This window comes from Pseudomonas sp. S1(2024), from assembly GCF_046557535.1.
Genome location: NZ_JBKGFP010000042.1, coordinates 23770 through 40420 on the forward strand (window position 1 = coordinate 23770; position 16651 = coordinate 40420).

At 63.8% G+C, this 16651-nt stretch carries 12 protein-coding genes; 3 read left to right on the forward strand and 9 right to left on the reverse strand.

Features of this window, described 5'->3' with window-relative positions:
• Positions 1 to 246: 246 nt before the first annotated feature.
• The 3 genes from ACLCGK_RS11895 (at position 247) to ACLCGK_RS11905 (ending at position 6849) form a co-directional block, all read left to right on the forward strand.
• Positions 247 to 4077: an EAL domain-containing protein gene (locus tag ACLCGK_RS11895; protein ID WP_410952058.1), complete on the forward strand. Its 3831-nt coding sequence runs from the start codon at positions 247 to 249 to the stop codon at positions 4075 to 4077.
• 286 nt (positions 4078 to 4363) lie between these two features.
• Positions 4364 to 5617: a serine hydroxymethyltransferase gene (gene glyA, locus ACLCGK_RS11900; RefSeq protein WP_003256308.1), complete on the forward strand. Its 1254-nt coding sequence runs from the start codon at positions 4364 to 4366 to the stop codon at positions 5615 to 5617.
• Positions 5618 to 5895: 278 nt separating this feature from the next.
• On the forward strand, positions 5896 to 6849 hold the full coding sequence (locus ACLCGK_RS11905; RefSeq protein ID WP_410952059.1) for an arsenic resistance protein: 954 nt from the start codon (positions 5896 to 5898) through the stop codon (positions 6847 to 6849).
• 23 nt (positions 6850 to 6872) lie between these two features.
• Here ACLCGK_RS11905 and ACLCGK_RS11910 read toward each other — a convergent pair whose 3' ends face one another.
• The 9 genes from ACLCGK_RS11910 to ACLCGK_RS11950 all read right to left on the reverse strand — a co-directional run bounded on the left by ACLCGK_RS11910 (position 6873) and on the right by ACLCGK_RS11950 (position 16608).
• Positions 6873 to 7196 carry a RidA family protein gene (locus ACLCGK_RS11910; protein ID WP_322265735.1) on the reverse strand — a complete coding sequence of 108 codons (324 nt, stop codon included), beginning with the start codon at positions 7194 to 7196 and terminating at the stop codon, positions 6873 to 6875.
• Between the two features lie 44 nt (positions 7197 to 7240).
• Entirely contained in the window at positions 7241 to 8659 is a 1419-nt protein-coding gene (locus ACLCGK_RS11915) for an aldehyde dehydrogenase family protein (RefSeq protein ID WP_123085685.1), read from the reverse strand.
• A 12-nt stretch (positions 8660 to 8671) separates the two neighbouring features.
• On the reverse strand, positions 8672 to 9715 hold the full coding sequence (locus ACLCGK_RS11920) for a homoserine dehydrogenase (RefSeq protein WP_013970806.1): 1044 nt from the start codon (positions 9713 to 9715) through the stop codon (positions 8672 to 8674).
• 207 nt (positions 9716 to 9922) lie between these two features.
• Complete coding sequence (locus ACLCGK_RS11925; protein ID WP_015268886.1) at positions 9923 to 10360, reverse strand: Lrp/AsnC family transcriptional regulator; 438 nt, start codon at positions 10358 to 10360, stop codon at positions 9923 to 9925.
• A complete protein-coding gene (locus tag ACLCGK_RS11930; RefSeq protein WP_015268885.1) occupies positions 10357 to 11745 on the reverse strand; it encodes a threonine synthase in 1389 nt (462 codons plus the stop codon). Before ACLCGK_RS11930 ends, ACLCGK_RS11925 begins: the two co-directional genes overlap by 4 nt.
• Before the next feature lie 23 nt (positions 11746 to 11768).
• Positions 11769 to 12653: a LysR substrate-binding domain-containing protein gene (locus ACLCGK_RS11935; protein ID WP_410952060.1), complete on the reverse strand. Its 885-nt coding sequence runs from the start codon at positions 12651 to 12653 to the stop codon at positions 11769 to 11771.
• A 37-nt stretch (positions 12654 to 12690) separates the two neighbouring features.
• A complete protein-coding gene (locus ACLCGK_RS11940) occupies positions 12691 to 14139 on the reverse strand; it encodes an amino acid permease (RefSeq protein WP_013970802.1) in 1449 nt (482 codons plus the stop codon).
• 143 nt (positions 14140 to 14282) lie between these two features.
• Entirely contained in the window at positions 14283 to 15554 is a 1272-nt protein-coding gene (locus ACLCGK_RS11945; protein WP_015268882.1) for a cystathionine gamma-synthase family protein, read from the reverse strand.
• Positions 15555 to 15723: 169 nt separating this feature from the next.
• A complete protein-coding gene (locus tag ACLCGK_RS11950) occupies positions 15724 to 16608 on the reverse strand; it encodes a homocysteine S-methyltransferase family protein (protein ID WP_410952069.1) in 885 nt (294 codons plus the stop codon).
• Positions 16609 to 16651 lie beyond the last annotated feature (43 nt).

Here is a 16651-nt window from a genome sequence, read left to right on the forward strand (position 1 = left end):
CCGAACATCTCCGATGCGTTGTCATTTGAAGCGGGCGCTATTCTCGCACAGGTTGCAGGGGCTTGCCGAACCACCGGGCAGGCACCACCGGTCACATCGGCTGGCACTTTGCCATAATCCTAGGCATGCTAGCCCGTTTCGGGTGTCCGGCCTTATAGTGCGCCACCGCGGTCTGGCAACCAGACACCGGCACACACCGTGCATGATCCATCCCTGCCATCGCCAGCCCAATCGCAGGATCAACGCTTGACCAATCTTACTCATCCGTCGACATTGCGTTCCGCGCCACAGGCGCCCGTGGCCTCGCTGCGCGGGTCGATCAAGGGTGCGCTGGCGCTGCTGGCCCTGATCCTGCTGGGCCTGCTGCTGTGGCAGCTGTTCGCCCAGTTCAACCATACCCAGGCCGACCTGCGCAAACAGAGCCTGGACGCCACCGCCGAACTGGCCGACCACCTGAGCCTGAACATGGCCCTCAAGGCGCAACAGGCCGTGAATGTGGTGCAGCCCTACCTCAAGGCGCCGACGCCCTCGGCCCTGCCCAGCCTGCTGGGCACCCTTCGCGAGCGCCTGCCGGCCCTGCAGAGCATGGCCTGGCTGGACGCTACCGGGCAGGTGCAGGCCGACAGCCTGGCCGGCAGCCCCGACCGCCATTTGCTTGACGAGCTGCTTAGGCTGAACCAGGGCAGCCCGTACTTCTTCACCAATTCGGGCGACAACCGAACCGTCTACCTATTGCTACGCCAGGCCACCGAACAGGGCCGCGGCTACTGGCTGCTGCGCCTGTCGCCGGACTACTACCGCACCCTCACCCTCCACCTGGATGGTGCCGGCCACCCGCTGTGGCTGCTGGAAAACAGCCGCAACGGCGAGGTACTGCAAAGCCATGCGCCGGCCGTTACCAGCAACGAACCGCTGCAAAGCGTGATGCTGGCTTTCATCGACAACAGTACCTGGCAGTTGCGCGGCCTGTTCGACGCCAAGCTGGCCCAACAGAAGCTGCTGCCGGCGCTGCTCGGCAAATGCCTGCTGGTGCTGTTCTGCGCCCTGCTGCCGATGCTGGCCCTGGTCAACATGCGCCGCCGCCAACGGGCGCTGCAGGACGACCGCCGGCGCTATCAGGAAATTTTCGAAGGCACCGGCGTGGCCTTGTGTGTGCTCGACCTGTCCAGCCTGCCCGGCCAACTCGACCGTTACCACCTGCGCAACCGTGCCGCGCTCAAACACAGCCTGGCCCTGGACCCCAACCTGCGCCGCTCGCTGCTGCTGGAGCTGAAGATCACCGAGATCAACCAGGTCGCCCGCCAACTGTTGAACATCGACAGCCACGAAGGTGCCTGGCAGCGCCTGATCGATGGCACTGGCGATGGCCGCGACAGCATCGGCATGCAGCTGATCGACGCGCTGATCGAGCAACGCCCGCTGCTGGAGCTGGAGGTGCGCCTGCCGGCGCCGCTGGGTGGCGAGCTGCACCTGTGGCTGATGGCCCGCCTGCCGCAGCAGCGCCGCGACTACCAGGCGGTCATCCTCAGCATCAGCGACATCACCAGCCGCAAGCAGGTGGAGCTGTCGCTGCTGGAGCGCGAAAGCTTCTGGTCGGACGTGGTGCGCACCGTGCCCGACCAGTTGTATGTGCAGGACGTGCTCAGCCAGCGCATGATCTTCAGCAACCGCCACCTCGGCCAGACCCTGGGCTACGACCGTACCGAGCTGGCGCAGATGGGCGAGCGCTTCTGGGAGCTGCTGCTGCACCCCGAGGATGCCACGCACTACCAGGCGCTGCGCCAGCAACAGCGCGACAGCGGCCATGACCAGCCGCTGCACTGCCAGCTGCGTTTCCGCCACCGTGATGGCGGCTGGCGCTGCTACGACATCCGCGAACAAGTGCTGACCCGTGACGCCGACGGCCTGGTGACTCGCATCATCGGCGTGGGTAAGGACGTGACGGTGCAGATCGAGGCCAGCCAGTCGCTGCGCGACAGCGAGCAGCGCTACCGCATGCTCGCCGAAAGCATCAGCGACGTGATCTTCTCTACCGACAGGCTGCTCCAGCTCAACTACGTAAGCCCCTCGGTGCAAAGCGTGCTGGGCTACCAGGCCGACTGGATCTTCGCCAACGGCTGGCAGTCGATCATCGCCAACCCGTCCCAGCTCACCGGCATCTACAGCCTGATGGAGCGCGTCAGCAAGGCCATGGGCGACCCGGCCCAGCTGGCCCAGCTACGCAACCAACTGCCCACCCAGCTGTTCCTTTTCGACTGCCTGCGCGCCGATGGCCGCAAGATCCCCATCGAACTGCGCCTGGTGCTGGTGTGGGACGATGAAGAGCGCTTCGAAGGCGTGCTCGGGGTTGGCCGCGACATCAGCCAGCAACGCCGTGCCGAGAAAGACCTGCGCATGGCCGCGACGGTATTCGAGCACTCCACCTCGGCCATCCTTATCACCGACCCGGCGGGCTATATCGTCCAGGCCAACGAAGCGTTCAGCCGCGTCAGTGGCTACGCCGTCAGCGAGGTGCTCGACCAGTTGCCGGGCATGCTTACCGTCGACGAGCAGCAGGAAGGCCACCTGCGCTACGTGGTGAAGCAGCTTTACCAGCGCGGCAGCTGGGAGGGCGAAATGTGGCTCAAGCGCCGCGACGGCGACCACTACCCGGCCTGGGTCGGCATTACCGCAGTGCTGGACGACGAAGGCGACCTGGCCAGCTACGTGTGTTTCTTCACCGACATCAGCGAGCGCAAGGCCAGCGAACAGCGCATCCACCGCCTGGCCTACTACGACGCCCTCACCCACCTGCCCAACCGCACGTTGTTCCAGGACCGTCTGTACAACGCCCTGCAGCAGGCCGAGCGGCAAAAGGCCTGGGTGGTGCTGATGTTCCTCGACCTGGACCGCTTCAAGCCGATCAACGACTCCCTCGGCCACGCTGCCGGCGACCGCATGCTCAAGGACATGGCCCAGCGCCTGCTGGCCTGCGTGGACAACGACGACACAGTGGCGCGCATGGGCGGCGACGAGTTCACCCTGCTGCTGCAACCGCGCGCTACCCGTGAGATGGCACTCAACCGCGCCATCCACGTGGCCGAGAACATCCTCGGCAGCCTGGTGCGGCCGTTCGTGCTGGAAAACCGCGAGTTCTTCGTTACCGCAAGTATCGGCATCGCCCTCAGCCCGCAGGACGGCAGCGAGCTGAGCCAACTGATGAAAAACGCCGACACCGCCATGTACCACGCCAAGGAGCGCGGCAAGAACAACTTCCAGTTCTACCAGGCGGAGATGAACGCCAGCGCCCTGGAACGCCTGGAGCTGGAGAGCGACCTGCGCCATGCCATGGAGCAGAACGAGTTCATCCTCTACTACCAGCCGCAGTTCAGTGGCGACGGCAAGCGCCTGACCGGCGCAGAAGCCCTGCTGCGCTGGCGCCACCCGACCCGCGGCCTGGTCCCGCCGGGCGAATTCATCCCGGTGATCGAAGAACTGGGCCTGGTGGTGGACGTGGGCGACTGGGTGCTGCGCGAGGCCAGCCGCCAGCTCAAGGCCTGGCACAAGGCCAAGGTGCGCGTGCCCAAGGTGTCGGTGAACATCTCGGCGCGGCAGTTCTCCGACGGCCAACTGGGCACGCGCATCGCCACCATTCTGGAAGAAACCGGCCTGCCACCGGCGTGCCTGGAGCTGGAGCTGACCGAAAGCATCCTGATGCGCGAAGTGAACGAAGCCATGCAGATTCTCGCCAGCCTGAAAAACCTCGGCCTGAGCATCGCGGTGGACGACTTCGGCACCGGTTATTCGTCGCTGAACTACCTCAAGCAGTTCCCGATCGACGTGCTGAAGATCGACCGCACCTTCGTCGACGGCCTGCCCGAAGGCGAACAGGATGCGCAGATTGCCCGGGCGATCATCGCCATGGCCCACAGCCTCAACCTGGCGGTGATCGCCGAAGGGGTGGAGACCCACGAGCAGCTGGAGTTCCTGCGCGAGCATGGTTGCGACGAGGTGCAGGGCTACCTGTTCGGGCGGCCGATGCCGGCGCATCAGTTCGAGGCGCAGTTCGCCAACGAGAAGCTCTTCATGTTCCATTGAGCAGTTGCCTGCACTGGCCCTATCGCCGGCAAGCCAGCTCCCACCTCGACCGCACAGACCTCGAGCCCTGTGCAGTACCTGTGGGAGCTGGCTTGCCGGCGATGGGGCGCACAGCGCCCCCAAAAAAACGGACCTGCGAGTCAACTCCAGTTCCCGCCCAGCCCAGACACGGCGCGGGATGCAACGTGAAGCCCATTGGTCCGCGACTTGATGCCACTTCATATGCCAGCCGCGGATCAATCGGTTAGAATGCCCCCCCAATTCACCCCGATCCTTGAGGACCGCCATGTTCAGCCGTGATTTGACCATTGCCAAGTACGACGCCGAGCTCTTCGAAGCCATGCAGCAAGAAGCTCTGCGCCAGGAAGAGCATATCGAGCTGATCGCTTCGGAAAACTACACCAGCCCGGCAGTCATGGAGGCCCAGGGCTCGGTCCTGACCAACAAGTACGCCGAAGGCTACCCAGGCAAGCGCTACTACGGTGGTTGCGAGTACGTCGACGTCGTCGAGCAGCTGGCCATCGACCGTGCCAAGGAACTGTTCGGCGCCGACTACGCCAACGTCCAGCCGCACGCCGGCTCCCAGGCCAACGCCGCCGTCTACCTGGCCCTGCTGTCGGCCGGTGACACCATCCTGGGCATGAGCCTGGCCCACGGTGGCCACCTGACCCACGGTGCTTCGGTAAGCTCCTCGGGCAAGCTGTACAACGCCATCCAGTACGGCATCGACAGCAACGGCCTGATCGACTACGACGAAGTCGAGCGCCTGGCTGTCGAGCACAAGCCGAAGATGATCGTTGCCGGCTTCTCGGCCTACTCGCAGGTTCTGGACTTCGCCCGCTTCCGCGCCATCGCCGACAAGGTCGGTGCCTACCTGTTCGTCGACATGGCCCACGTTGCCGGCCTGGTTGCCGCTGGCGTGTACCCGAACCCTGTTCCGTTCGCCGACGTGGTCACCACCACCACCCACAAGACCCTGCGCGGCCCGCGCGGCGGCCTGATCCTCGCTCGCAAGAACGAAGAGATCGAGAAGAAGCTGAACTCCGCCGTCTTCCCTGGCGCCCAGGGTGGCCCGCTGGAGCACGTCATCGCTGCCAAGGCCATCTGCTTCAAGGAAGCCCTGCAGCCTGAGTTCAAGGCTTACCAGCAGCAGGTCGTGAAGAACGCCCAGGCCATGGCCAGCGTGTTCATCGAGCGTGGTTTCGACGTGGTTTCCGGTGGCACCCAGAACCACCTGTTCCTGCTGTCGCTGATCAAGCAGGAAATCTCCGGCAAGGACGCTGACGCCGCCCTGGGCAAAGCCTTCATCACCGTCAACAAGAACTCGGTACCGAACGACCCACGTTCCCCGTTCGTCACCTCGGGCCTGCGTTTCGGCACCCCAGCCGTTACCACCCGTGGTTTCAAGGAAGCCGAGTGCCGCGAGCTGGCTGGCTGGATCTGCGACATCCTGGCTGACCTGAACAACGAAGCGGTGATCGACGCCGTGCGTGAGAAGGTCAAGGCCATCTGCAAGAAGCTGCCGGTTTACGGCAACTGATTGGCGATTGCCTGACAGGAAAAAGCCCGGCCTAGTGCCGGGCTTTTTCGTTTGACGCAGGCTGCAAGACTTGAAGTCGATACGGTCAATGTGGGAGCGGCCTTGTGTCGCGAAAGGGGCGCGCAGCGGCCCCACGATTGCAACTTCGCCATCGAGATTGCCGGGACCGCTTTGCGGTCCTTTCGCGACACAAGGCCGATCCCACAAAAACCGCGACACCGTGCTGCTATCTCGTATTACCCTGTGCCCCCTCCACAGCACCGAGCACAGGCCGGACCTTGACCAGAGAGCAACTCGAAACCCACCAGATCCCGATCTACTTCGCCGCCGTGCTGGCCGCCGTCGCTTTCGGAGTGCTGACCAGCGACACTGCGCGCCACATGGAAGTCCTGGTCACCCCCGCCATCGCCGTGCTGATGTACGCGATGTTTCTGCAAATCCCCTTCCTCGACCTGCGCCAAGGCCTGGGCAACCGCCGCTTCACTTCCGCCCTGCTGCTGGCCAACTTCGTCCTCGTGCCGCTACTGGTATGGGCCATCACCCGCGGGCTGGTCGAGCACCCGGCGATCCTCATCGGCGCGCTGCTGGTGTTGCTGACACCGTGCATCGATTACGTGGTGGTTTTCACCCACATCGGCAAAGGCGACTCCCGCCTGACCCTGGCCGCCACCCCTGTGCTGCTGTTGGTACAACTGGCAATGCTGCCGCTCTACCTGGCCCTGATGCTGGGTGACAACAGCAGCGTGGCCATTTCCACCACCCCGTTCGTGGAAGCCTTCGTGCTGCTGATCGTGCTGCCGATGGTCCTCGCTGTACTCACCAGCGCCGGCGCCCGTCGCTCACGCACGGTCTCGACCTGGAACGACGCCTGGGCGTGGATGCCGGTACCGGCCATGGCTCTGGTGCTGGTGGTGGTCATCGCCTCGCAGATTGCCGTGGTACTGCGTGATTTCGACCGTTTGCTGCCGGTGATTCCGGTGTACATCGGCTTCATGCTGCTGGCGCCAGTGCTCGGGTTCGTTGCGGCGCGCTTGCTGCGCTTGCCGGTGACCGAGGCACGCTCGGTAACCTTCAGCGCCGCCACGCGCAATTCGCTGGTAGTGCTGCCGCTGGCGCTGGCGTTGCCGGAAGACATGCGCGGTTTGGCGGCGGCAGCTGTGATTACGCAGACATTGGTGGAACTGCTAGGCGAACTGGTCTACGTAAAGGCGATACCCCGGTTTGTGCGCTGACCCGGGGCGTCAGCCGCTTTGGGTCAGGAGCGCTCAGGGCACACGGCAAACACCTGCACCTCGACCAGGTACCCCTCTCCCAGGTCTGCGCCTACGCAAGCCCGTGGAGGTTTCGGATACCCCTTCAACCAGGCGTCGTACACCTCATTGACCAGGTCGAAGTGGCTGTAGTCGGCAATCCATAACTGAACCCGGGTCAAATGTTCCTTGCCGACGTTGGCCTCAGCCATCAGCCCATCGATCGTACTCAACGCCTGGCGCAACTGCCCCTGCACATCCTGCTGCAGGTCGTCCGCGACCACGCCAGCCGTTTCGAACAGGCCCCTGTAGCTCACCGCCAGCGACATCCGTTCGCCTTGTCCATACCGTTCGATCATCAAGATTCCTCCTCTTAGCCCATCTGGTTGAGGCAGACGACTTTGGGCTGGGTCATGTCCTCGTAGGCGAACCGCACCCCCTCGCGCCCAAGGCTCCCATATTTGGAGCCACCGAATGGCATGGCATCGAAGCGGTAGTCGGACGAGTCGTTGATCATCACGCCACCCGCCTCGATACGCCGCGCCAGGCTCAATGCCAAGGACAGATCGCGGGTAAACACACCGGCGTGCAAGCTGTACTCCGGGGCGTTGGCCAATGCAATCGCCTGCTCGATATCCTCGAAAGGCGCCAGCATCACCACCGGTGCGAATACCTCTTCACGCCACAGCCGGCTGCCATGGTCAACGCCTTCCAGCACCGTCGGCACATAGGTAGCCCCTTGCCGCTTGTGGCCGCAGAGCAGGCGAGCGCCGCCCTGAAGGGCCTGGCTCACGCGCTCTTCAATCTGCCGTGCCGAGCCTTCGGTGATCATCGGCCCCATGTCGGTTTCGCGCAGGCCAGGATCACCCACCACCATCGCCTGGGTCAAGGCAACGAAGCGCTGGCGGAACGCCTCATAGATCGAAGCGTCCACCAGGATGCGCTGGGTGCCGATGCAGTTCTGCCCGGCCGCCCAGAATGCGCCTGACACACATGACTCGACAGTGGCCTCGAGGTCGCAGTCCTTCAGTACCAGCACCGGGGCGTTACCGCCCAGGTCCATGGCAAGTTTTTTCAGGCCCGCCCCGCGGGCAATCTGTTCACCCGTGGCGAAGCCGCCCGTGAAGGAAATCATCCGCACTTCACGCACGGCCACCAGCGCCTTGCCCAGTTCGGCACCGCCAGTGGCCACGGTGACGACAGCCTCCGGCAGCCCTGCATCAACCAGGTACTGCACCAGCTTCAACGCAGAAAGCGGGGCCAGCTCCGAAGGCTTCAGAATGACCGCATTGCCTCCAGCAATCGCTGGCCCCAGCTTGTGCGCCACCAGGTTGAGCGGGTCGTTGTACGGGGTAATGGCCAGGATCAGCCCCAACGGCTCGCGGGTGAACCAGCCCTGGCGCGACTCGGAGCCTTCATAGGCATCGAAAGGCACCACCTCGCCGGCGTTGCGCCGCGCTTCCTCGGCAGACAGCTTGAGCGTGTTGATGCAGCGTTTCACCTCCTTCTCGGCCTGACGCAGGGTCTTGCCCGCTTCGTCGACAATCAGGCCGGCAAAATCCGCGGCGTCACGTTCGATCAGCCGGGCGGCCTGCTCCAGAATGCTGGCGCGACGGTGCCGAGGCAGCGCAGCACTTTCGTGCACGCCCTGCCGAGCACGCACGAGCAGACCTGGCACGGCATCGGCAGCAAGGTTGGCGACGCTGCCGACCAGGCTACCGTCGAACGGGCTGTAGACATCGATCAAGGCGGGTTGCTGAACGGCTACCCGGGACACGGAAGTCAGGCTCATGAAGGTTGCTCCTCAGGCCGAGCGGCCAGCAGTGTGGATGGCGACGATATCCGACAACAGGGCGAATGCCGTTTCGACACGCCCCGCACCCGGGCCGGACACGGTTACAGCGCCCAGCAATTCGGTGTTGAACGCAACCGCATTGGTGGCACCGGAAATACCCGCCAGAGGGTGGTTGCCGGGCAACAGGCGCGCTTCGACGCTGGCACGCACCGAACCATCGGTTTCACGGCTGGCACTGCCGATCAGTTTCCAGCGCTGGCCCGCCGCCTGCGCTTGCTGGATAGCAGCGCTATCGAGGCTGCTGATCCCGCTGCAGGTGACATCACTCACCTGCAAGCAAGCGCCGAGCAGCTCGTTGGCGAGGATCACCACTTTCAGGCGTACGTCATACCCCTCCACATCGGCGCTCGGGTCCGCCTCGGCATAGCCAAGTGCTTGCGCCTGGGCCACTGCATCGGCAAAACCGAGTCCCTCTTCCATACGCGTCAGCACATAGTTGGAGGTGCCGTTGAGGATGCCCTCGAACCCCACCAGGCCTGCGCCGGCCAACGTCTGGCGCGCCATGCGCAGCACCGGCGTACCGCTCATGACCGCGCCTTCGTACTCGAACGACACACCATTGGCCTTGGCCAGGGCCTTCAGCGCCGCAGCATGCAAGGCGATCGGCCCCTTGTTGGTAGTGACCACGTGCTTGCCAGCTTCCAGCGCCCAACGGCAGAAGGTTGCCGCCGGTTCACCGTCCTTGGGGTTGGTGAATGTGGCCTCGGCGATGATGTCGGCACCGGACTGCTTGATCACCGATTCGTTGAACGCTTCAGCCGAACCTTGCGGGATCTGCGCCAGCGCCCCCTTCTGAGCAGGCAGAGCAGCCAGCGTGGCCGCATCCAGGCCGTTGCGGTCGATTGCCGACCCCAGGAACAGGTCGGTGACGCCAACGATCTTCAGGCCAAAGCCCAGCTCTTGCTGCCAGCGCGCATTGCGTTCGGCGATCAGTTGGGCCAGGGCACGGTTCACACCGCCAAAGCCAACAAGTGCAATTTTGTATTCGGTCATGGTTCGCTGTCCTTTCCAGGCGGTTGGTCGATGGGGACAAGCGTAAGAGCCGTGCAATGCCAGTTGAATATGGCAATCCGCTGTATTTACTGGCCAATCTGACCAGTAGCCGATGCACGCCTGCGCGCCGCCGGAATGCAAAACGCCGCCAGGGCGCAAACCCGGGCGGCGTTGTTGTAGCAATGGGCCAAAAGGCAAACGCGCGTCTCAGATCACCGTGGCCAGGACGAACGATGTCACGGTGTTCTCGACCCCTGGCATGGCGGCAATCTCCTTCCATACATGGTGCACCCGTTCCGGGCTGGAAGCCTCGACGCGCAGCAGCAGGTCGAATTCGCCGCTGAGCACTTCACACTGGATCACCTCGGGGATCTGGCGCAACGCATCGAGCACAGCCTCTCCGCGCATGCGGTCGTAGCGGTAGACGAAGATGACCGCGTTGATCAGCGAGGTCGGTCGTCGCCCTTCACCGATACGCAGGGTATAGCCCTGGATGGCCCCGTCACGCTCCAGGCGCTCGATGCGCTGGCGTACCGCATTACGCGACAGGTTCACCTTGAGCCCCAGTTCGGCATGGGCAATGCGTGCATTGGCGGTGAGTTCGGCGAGAATTCGCTCGTCCAGGGGGTCGAGGATGCGCTTCATCGTCCTGCCTGCAACCGGGCCAATATCTCATGAACCCCCGCCAGGTCCTCTGGCGCCAGCAGCGGCCCAACGCCTGCGCTGCCAACACCACAGGCCGGCACCTCGCCATGCCAGGCCCCAAGCTCCGCCAGCAACCCGGCAGACTTTTCCGGGGCAAACTGGCCCAGCGTGACGATCGGCGCACCAATGTTGCGCCGGTGCAGGCGCCCGGCGAATGCCCCGGTAGCAGCGTGTGGGTCTACTGCGCAGCCGGTTTCCTGGAACAGCGTGACGATTTCTTCGCGAATCAGCGCGTCATCCACGGCATAGGAGTCGAACAGCATGCGCGCGTGCAGCCACTGGCGGTTGCCGATGCTCAACTCGCCACAATCCTCGAAATGCTCCATCAGTGCCCGGGTCGCCCCACCATCGCGGTCATACAGCTCCCAGACGAAACGTTCCAGGTTGGAGAACAGCGAAAAGTCCATGACCGGCGACAAGGTCTGGCTGGTGGAACCACGGCTGTAGCGATTGCAGTGGATGAACCGGTGCAAGGCATCGTTGCGGTTGGTGGAAACAATGATCTGGTTGATTGGCAGGCCCATTTTCTGGGCAATGAACCCCGCGTAGATCTCGGCAAAACTGGCCGTGGGGATGCTGAAACCCACCGGCCGAATCCCACCACCCAGCTGAAGCGCCGCGTGGAAATAGAACACGATCTGCGCCAGCACGCCGACCCAGTTGGTCGAATTGAAGCTCACGGGTATCAGCCCGGGGCACGGCCATGCACGCAGCAGCGCCGACACCAGCGACTGGCAGTCATCGAAGCTGCCGTCCACGGCCACGCAGCTCACGCTTTCGGAAGCGGCACTGCGCATCACCGCCGCCCGGTCGGCCGGTGTCCCGGCACTGGGGTAAAGCGCCAGCAAGCGTGCCGTAGGGCAATGCCGCAAGGCTTCGATAGCGGCCACCGCCGTATCGCCGTTGCTGGCACCGACCAGCATGACCCGTTCGCAATCGGGGCCCAGGAAATGGCGGATGAGCCGCGCCTGCAACTGCGCGGCGAAATCCTTGGAGGAACGGGTAGGCCCGTGAAACAGCTGCAGGATCCATTCGTTATGGCCAATCTGCTGCAGCGGTGCGATGCCACGGTGCTTGAAGCCGCGGTAGCTGTCGCTTACCAGCGCTCTCAGGGTCGGCTCATCGAGCGTGTCGCCGACAAACGGCGCCATTACCCGCCAGGCCAGTTCGTCGAACGGCAACCACGACCAGCTGGCAATATCCTGCTGGCTGAACGTCGGCACCGCAGTCGGCACGTACAGCCCGCCATCGTCGGCCAGCCCGGAAAGCAGCGCCGTGCGGAAATCAACCCGTGTCTCGTTGCCGCGCGTGGATGTGTACTGCATCGGTGCTCCAGGTAAATATTTGATTAACGGTGGGCCATCGCCACCAACCAGTGGCTGAAGGCTTGGGCATCCGTGGACAACGCCTCACCCAGGCCACGTACCAGGTAAAACGACTCGCTCGCCTCGATGCGCTGCGCAAAAGGCGCCACCAGCCGCCCCTCCCGCAGCAAGTCCTCGACCAGCGACGAGCGCGCCAGTGCCACCCCAAGCCCCAGTTCCGCCATGCGCAAGGTCGCCACCAGGGTGTCGAACTGCAGGCCGCTGGAAGAGTCGACCTGATCGGCGCCCACCCGCTCCAGCCAATAACCCCACCCCTCCTCGTAACCCAGCACATGCAACAACGGGACGCGGGCCAGGTCGCGCGGCTCGCGTAGCGGGGAGCCGGCAATCAGCGCAGGGGAGCAGACTGGCACCAGCAGGTCGCGGGTCAGGCGCTGCGCCTCCACGCCAGCCCACTGGCCGCTGCCCCAGCGGATTTCCAGGTCATCCTCTGCATCCAGTTCCTTGACCCACAGGTTGCTGATGTAGCGGATGTCCACCTGTGGGTGCGAACGGCGAAAATCGGCCAGGCGGGGCGCCAGCCAGAAATGCAGGAACGACAGGCTGCCGCGCACTTTCAGAGGCCGACGCTGGCGTTGCCCGAAAATTTCATTGGTGCCTACCGCCAGGCGGCTTATCGCATCCTGCACCACCGGCAGGTAGGACTGGCCTTCTTCGGTCAACCCCAGCCCCCGGGGCAGGCGCTTGAACAGCGCCACTCCCAACTGGCTCTCCAGGTGGCGGATCTGCTGGCTCACGGCCCCTTGGGTGAGGTGCAGTTCCTCGGCTGCATGGGTGAAGTTCAGGTAACGCGCCGACACTTCGAAGGCTCTGAGCCAGTTCAAGGGGGGCAGGGTTTTCTGGGTCATCGGCGGTTTCTCGTGGCAACGTTCCGGTGCCCTAGTATCACCCTGCTCTGGCGGCCTCGGAACCTGTTGCCAAGGCTTCCGGTTGCAGCGGGCGACGGTCGCGGTACTTGCGGGTCAGCCAGTAGGCCAGGTAACACCAGGCGATAAATGGAAGACCAAAGTACAGGGCCACGCGCTGGGCCGGGTCGAAGGCAATGCCGACGCAGGCCAGCACGCAGCAGAAGATGGCCGCCAGCGGCACGAACGGGTAGCCGCGCACGCGGAACTTGAGGTCTTCGAGCTTGCCGCCATTGGCGATGTAATGGCGACGGAATGCCATCTGGCTGGCCGCGATGCTGATCCACACCACCACCACCGCCAACCCGGAAATGGACACCAGCGCCAGGTAAATGGTGTCGGGGGCAAACACACTGCTCAGCAGCGATGCCATGCCACCGGCCATGCTCAGGACGATGGCATTGAACGGCGTGCCACGACGCGACAGCGCCGCGTACCGGCGGGGCATGTTGCCTTGGTCGCTGAGGGTCCACAGCATGCGCGCCGCAGCATAGAGCCCGGAATTGGCTGCCGACAGCAACGCAGTGATGATGACGAAGTTCATGATGTCTGCGGCATAGGGGATACCGATCATGGCAAACACCATCACGAACGGGCTTTCAACCAACCCTGCCTGTTCACGTGGCAACAAGGTTGCCAGCACGAAGATGGTACCGACGAAGAACAGTGCCAGGCGCAGGACCGTGGTTCGGATGGCCTTGGGTACGTTCTTTTCCGGGTCGCGGGTTTCGCCGGCGGCGATGCCGATCAACTCGGTACCCGAGAACGCGAAGGCCACCGCCAGCAGGGTCATGGCGATCGACCAGAAGCCCGTAGGGAACAGCCCCTCGCGGGTGAAGTTGCCCAGCCCGACACTGTGCGCCTGGGTGATTTCGAAAACGCCCAGGATCGCGCCGCCGCCCACCACCAGGAAGGCAATCACCGCAAGCACCTTGATCAGTGACAACCAGAATTCGGTTTCGGCAAACGACCGCACCGAAATGATATTGCTGATGAACACCGCAAACCCGAACAGCGCACTCCATATCCACACCGGCGTATCGGGGAACCAGCGCACCATCAGGATACCGGCGGCGGTGAATTCCGAGCCGATGGCCACGGTCCAGGTCAGCCAGTACATCCAGGCCACCATGTAGCCTGTTCCCGGCCCGAGGTAGCGCGTGGCGTAACTGCTGAACGAGCCGACTTCCGGCATGTGTACCGCCAGTTCGCCCAGGCACATCATCACCAGGTAGACCATGATCGCGCCGAGGATATAGGCGATGACCGCCCCCAGCGGGCCCGCCTGGTTGACGGTGTAGCCCGACGTCAGGAACAGGCCGGTACCGATGACACCGCCCAGCGCCAGCATGACGATATGGCGGGTTTGCATATCCTGCTTGAAGCTATGCGCCGAAGCATTTCTCGTTGTCGTTGTCTGCAGGGACATTGTGGTTTACTCATGAAAGTTGGCGGGCAAGGACGTTGCAACGACCTCGTCTTGGCAGAGCGAAGCGAATTGCCTTGCATATTGTTTTTGTTCGACTTCATGAAGTGGCACCCACCGCAAGGAGCGGGTGCTACACGCCTGTCTCAGGCCTGTGCTTCGGCCAGGCAGGCGTCTTCGTCACCGTGCAATTCCTTTGCTGCGGCCAACTCCTGGCGCACCGATGCACAGGCCTGTGCCAGGTCTGCCAGCAGGTCCTCGGTGTCTTCGATGCCCACCGAAATGCGCACCAGCCCTTCGGAAATGCCCAGGGCCAGCCGTTCTTCGAGGGTGTTTTCCACATGGCTGGTGGTACGCGCCGGGCCGTAGATGGTTTCTACCGCGCCCAGGTTGCCCGCCCGATGGGCGTACTTCAGGCGCGGCAGCAGCCGCGCTACGGTGGGCATGCCGCCTTTGAGCACGAAGCTGACAATGGCGCCGAAGCCACGCATCTGCGCCTTGGCAATCGCATGGCCCGGATGCTGGGGCAACCCCGGGTAGTTGACCGCTTCGACCAGCGGTTCGGTAGTCAGGTAATGCGCCAGGGCCTGGGCACTGGCCTGTTGCTGACGCAGGCGCAGGGCCAGGGTCTTGATACCGCGGATGATCAGGTAGGCGGAAAACGGGTCCAGCGCCGCACCGTTGATCTCGCGGTAGTGGCGCACCTGGGCCATCAACGACTCGGCACCGCACACCACCCCGCCCAGTACATCACCGTGCCCGGACAGGAATTTGGTGGCACTGTGCACCACCACATCCACGCCCAGGGCCAGCGGGTTCTGGTTCAGCGGGGTGGCGAAGGTGTTGTCGGCCACCACCACGGCGCCAGCCTTCCGGGCGGCAGCGCTCAGGCGCTGGATGTCCAGTACCTTGAGGGTGGGGTTGGTAGGGGTTTCCAGATACAGCAGGTCGCAACCCGCGGCGATCTCGCGCTCCAGCGCTTCGGTGTCGAGGGTGTCGCACAGGCAGACCTGCACACCCATGCGCGGCAGGAACTCTTCGAAGATCTTGTTGGTACCGCCGTAACTGTCGCGGGTCGATACCACACGCTTGCCGCTTGAGAGGAAGGTATGCAGCACGGCACTGATGGCAGCCATGCCGCTGCTGAATGCCACCGCCGACTCGGACTGCTCCAGCTCGCAGAGCTTGGCTTCCAGGGTAGCGACTGTCGGGTTGCTCATGCGGCTGTAGATGTAGCCGGGCAGCTTGCCCTGCGCCACGTCGTACCAGGCATCGATGTCGTTGTAGCCGTAGGCGGCACTGACCACGATCGGGGTCTGGGTAGCGTTGTACGGATGCTGAACCTGCTCCCCGCTCCACACCACACGCGTACCGATACCGGCCGCTGCATTGCCCTCGAATTTCTCGTTCTTGTTCATATCCGGTTCCCGCACCGCTGAGTTGTGTACACCGATTCGGCATCGGCTTTCAGCGGACTATAGGGGCATGGCGGGGGGACTGAAAAACGATGGAATCCGGGTCTGAGTAACGTTTTTTTTAATGGCTGGGGCCGAGCGGGTGCGGAAGCCGCCCTGCCCCTTCAAGGCTTTACGCCAGGTTGCGTTTCAGCTCGGCGATATGCTCCGGGCCAATGCCACAGCAGCCACCGATCATTCTGGCACCCCGTTCACGCCAATCGTTGGCCCATGCCAGGTAACCCGGCGGGTCAAGGTCTTCGCGCAGCTCATCCAGGCCGTCGTTGGCGGTGGCTTCCTTCGGCTGTGGCGGGAAGGCGTTGGCATAGGCGCCGATGGCGATGTCGGCGTTGTGTCGCTCGATTACCGAGCGCGCTACATCCAGTGCAGCGCCAATGACCTCGGGCTGGCTGCAGTTGAACAGCACGGCCGCCGCGCCCAGGCCGACCACGGCTTCGATGGCATCGGCCACTGGCTCGCCGGAGCGCAGGCGTGGCACCTCGTCGACCTCTTCGTCCTGCAGGGTGAACGACACCCAGAACGGCCTGCCGTCTGCCGGCAATTGGCTGTGAATGGCTCGCACCTCGGCAACCGAGCTCTGGGTTTCGGCCAGCCACAAGTCAACATGCGGGGCCAGGCCCTGCAGCAACGGGGCCAGCACCTCCTCGACGCGCTCGGGCTGGAACAGGTCCGGGCGATAGGAGCCGAACAGCGGCGGCAGCGAGCCCGCCACCTTGACCGGGTGCGCTGCGGTATCGGCGGCATGCCGCGCCAGCTGGCCTGCGATATTGGCCAGTTGTCGCCCTTCCTTTGCAAAACGCTCTTCGCCGATGTGGAACGGCACCACCGCATAGCTGTTGCTGGTAATGACCTGGGCACCGGCAGCGATGAACGCTGCGTGCACACCAACCACCGCTTCCGGCGCCTCGCTCAGCGCCAGCGCCGACCACTCGGGCTGACGAAACGGCGCCCCACTGCGCTGCAGCTCACGGCCCATGCCACCGTCGAGAATTACCATCGCTCGCTGTTTCATATAACTACTCTAAAGGTGCTTATGAATA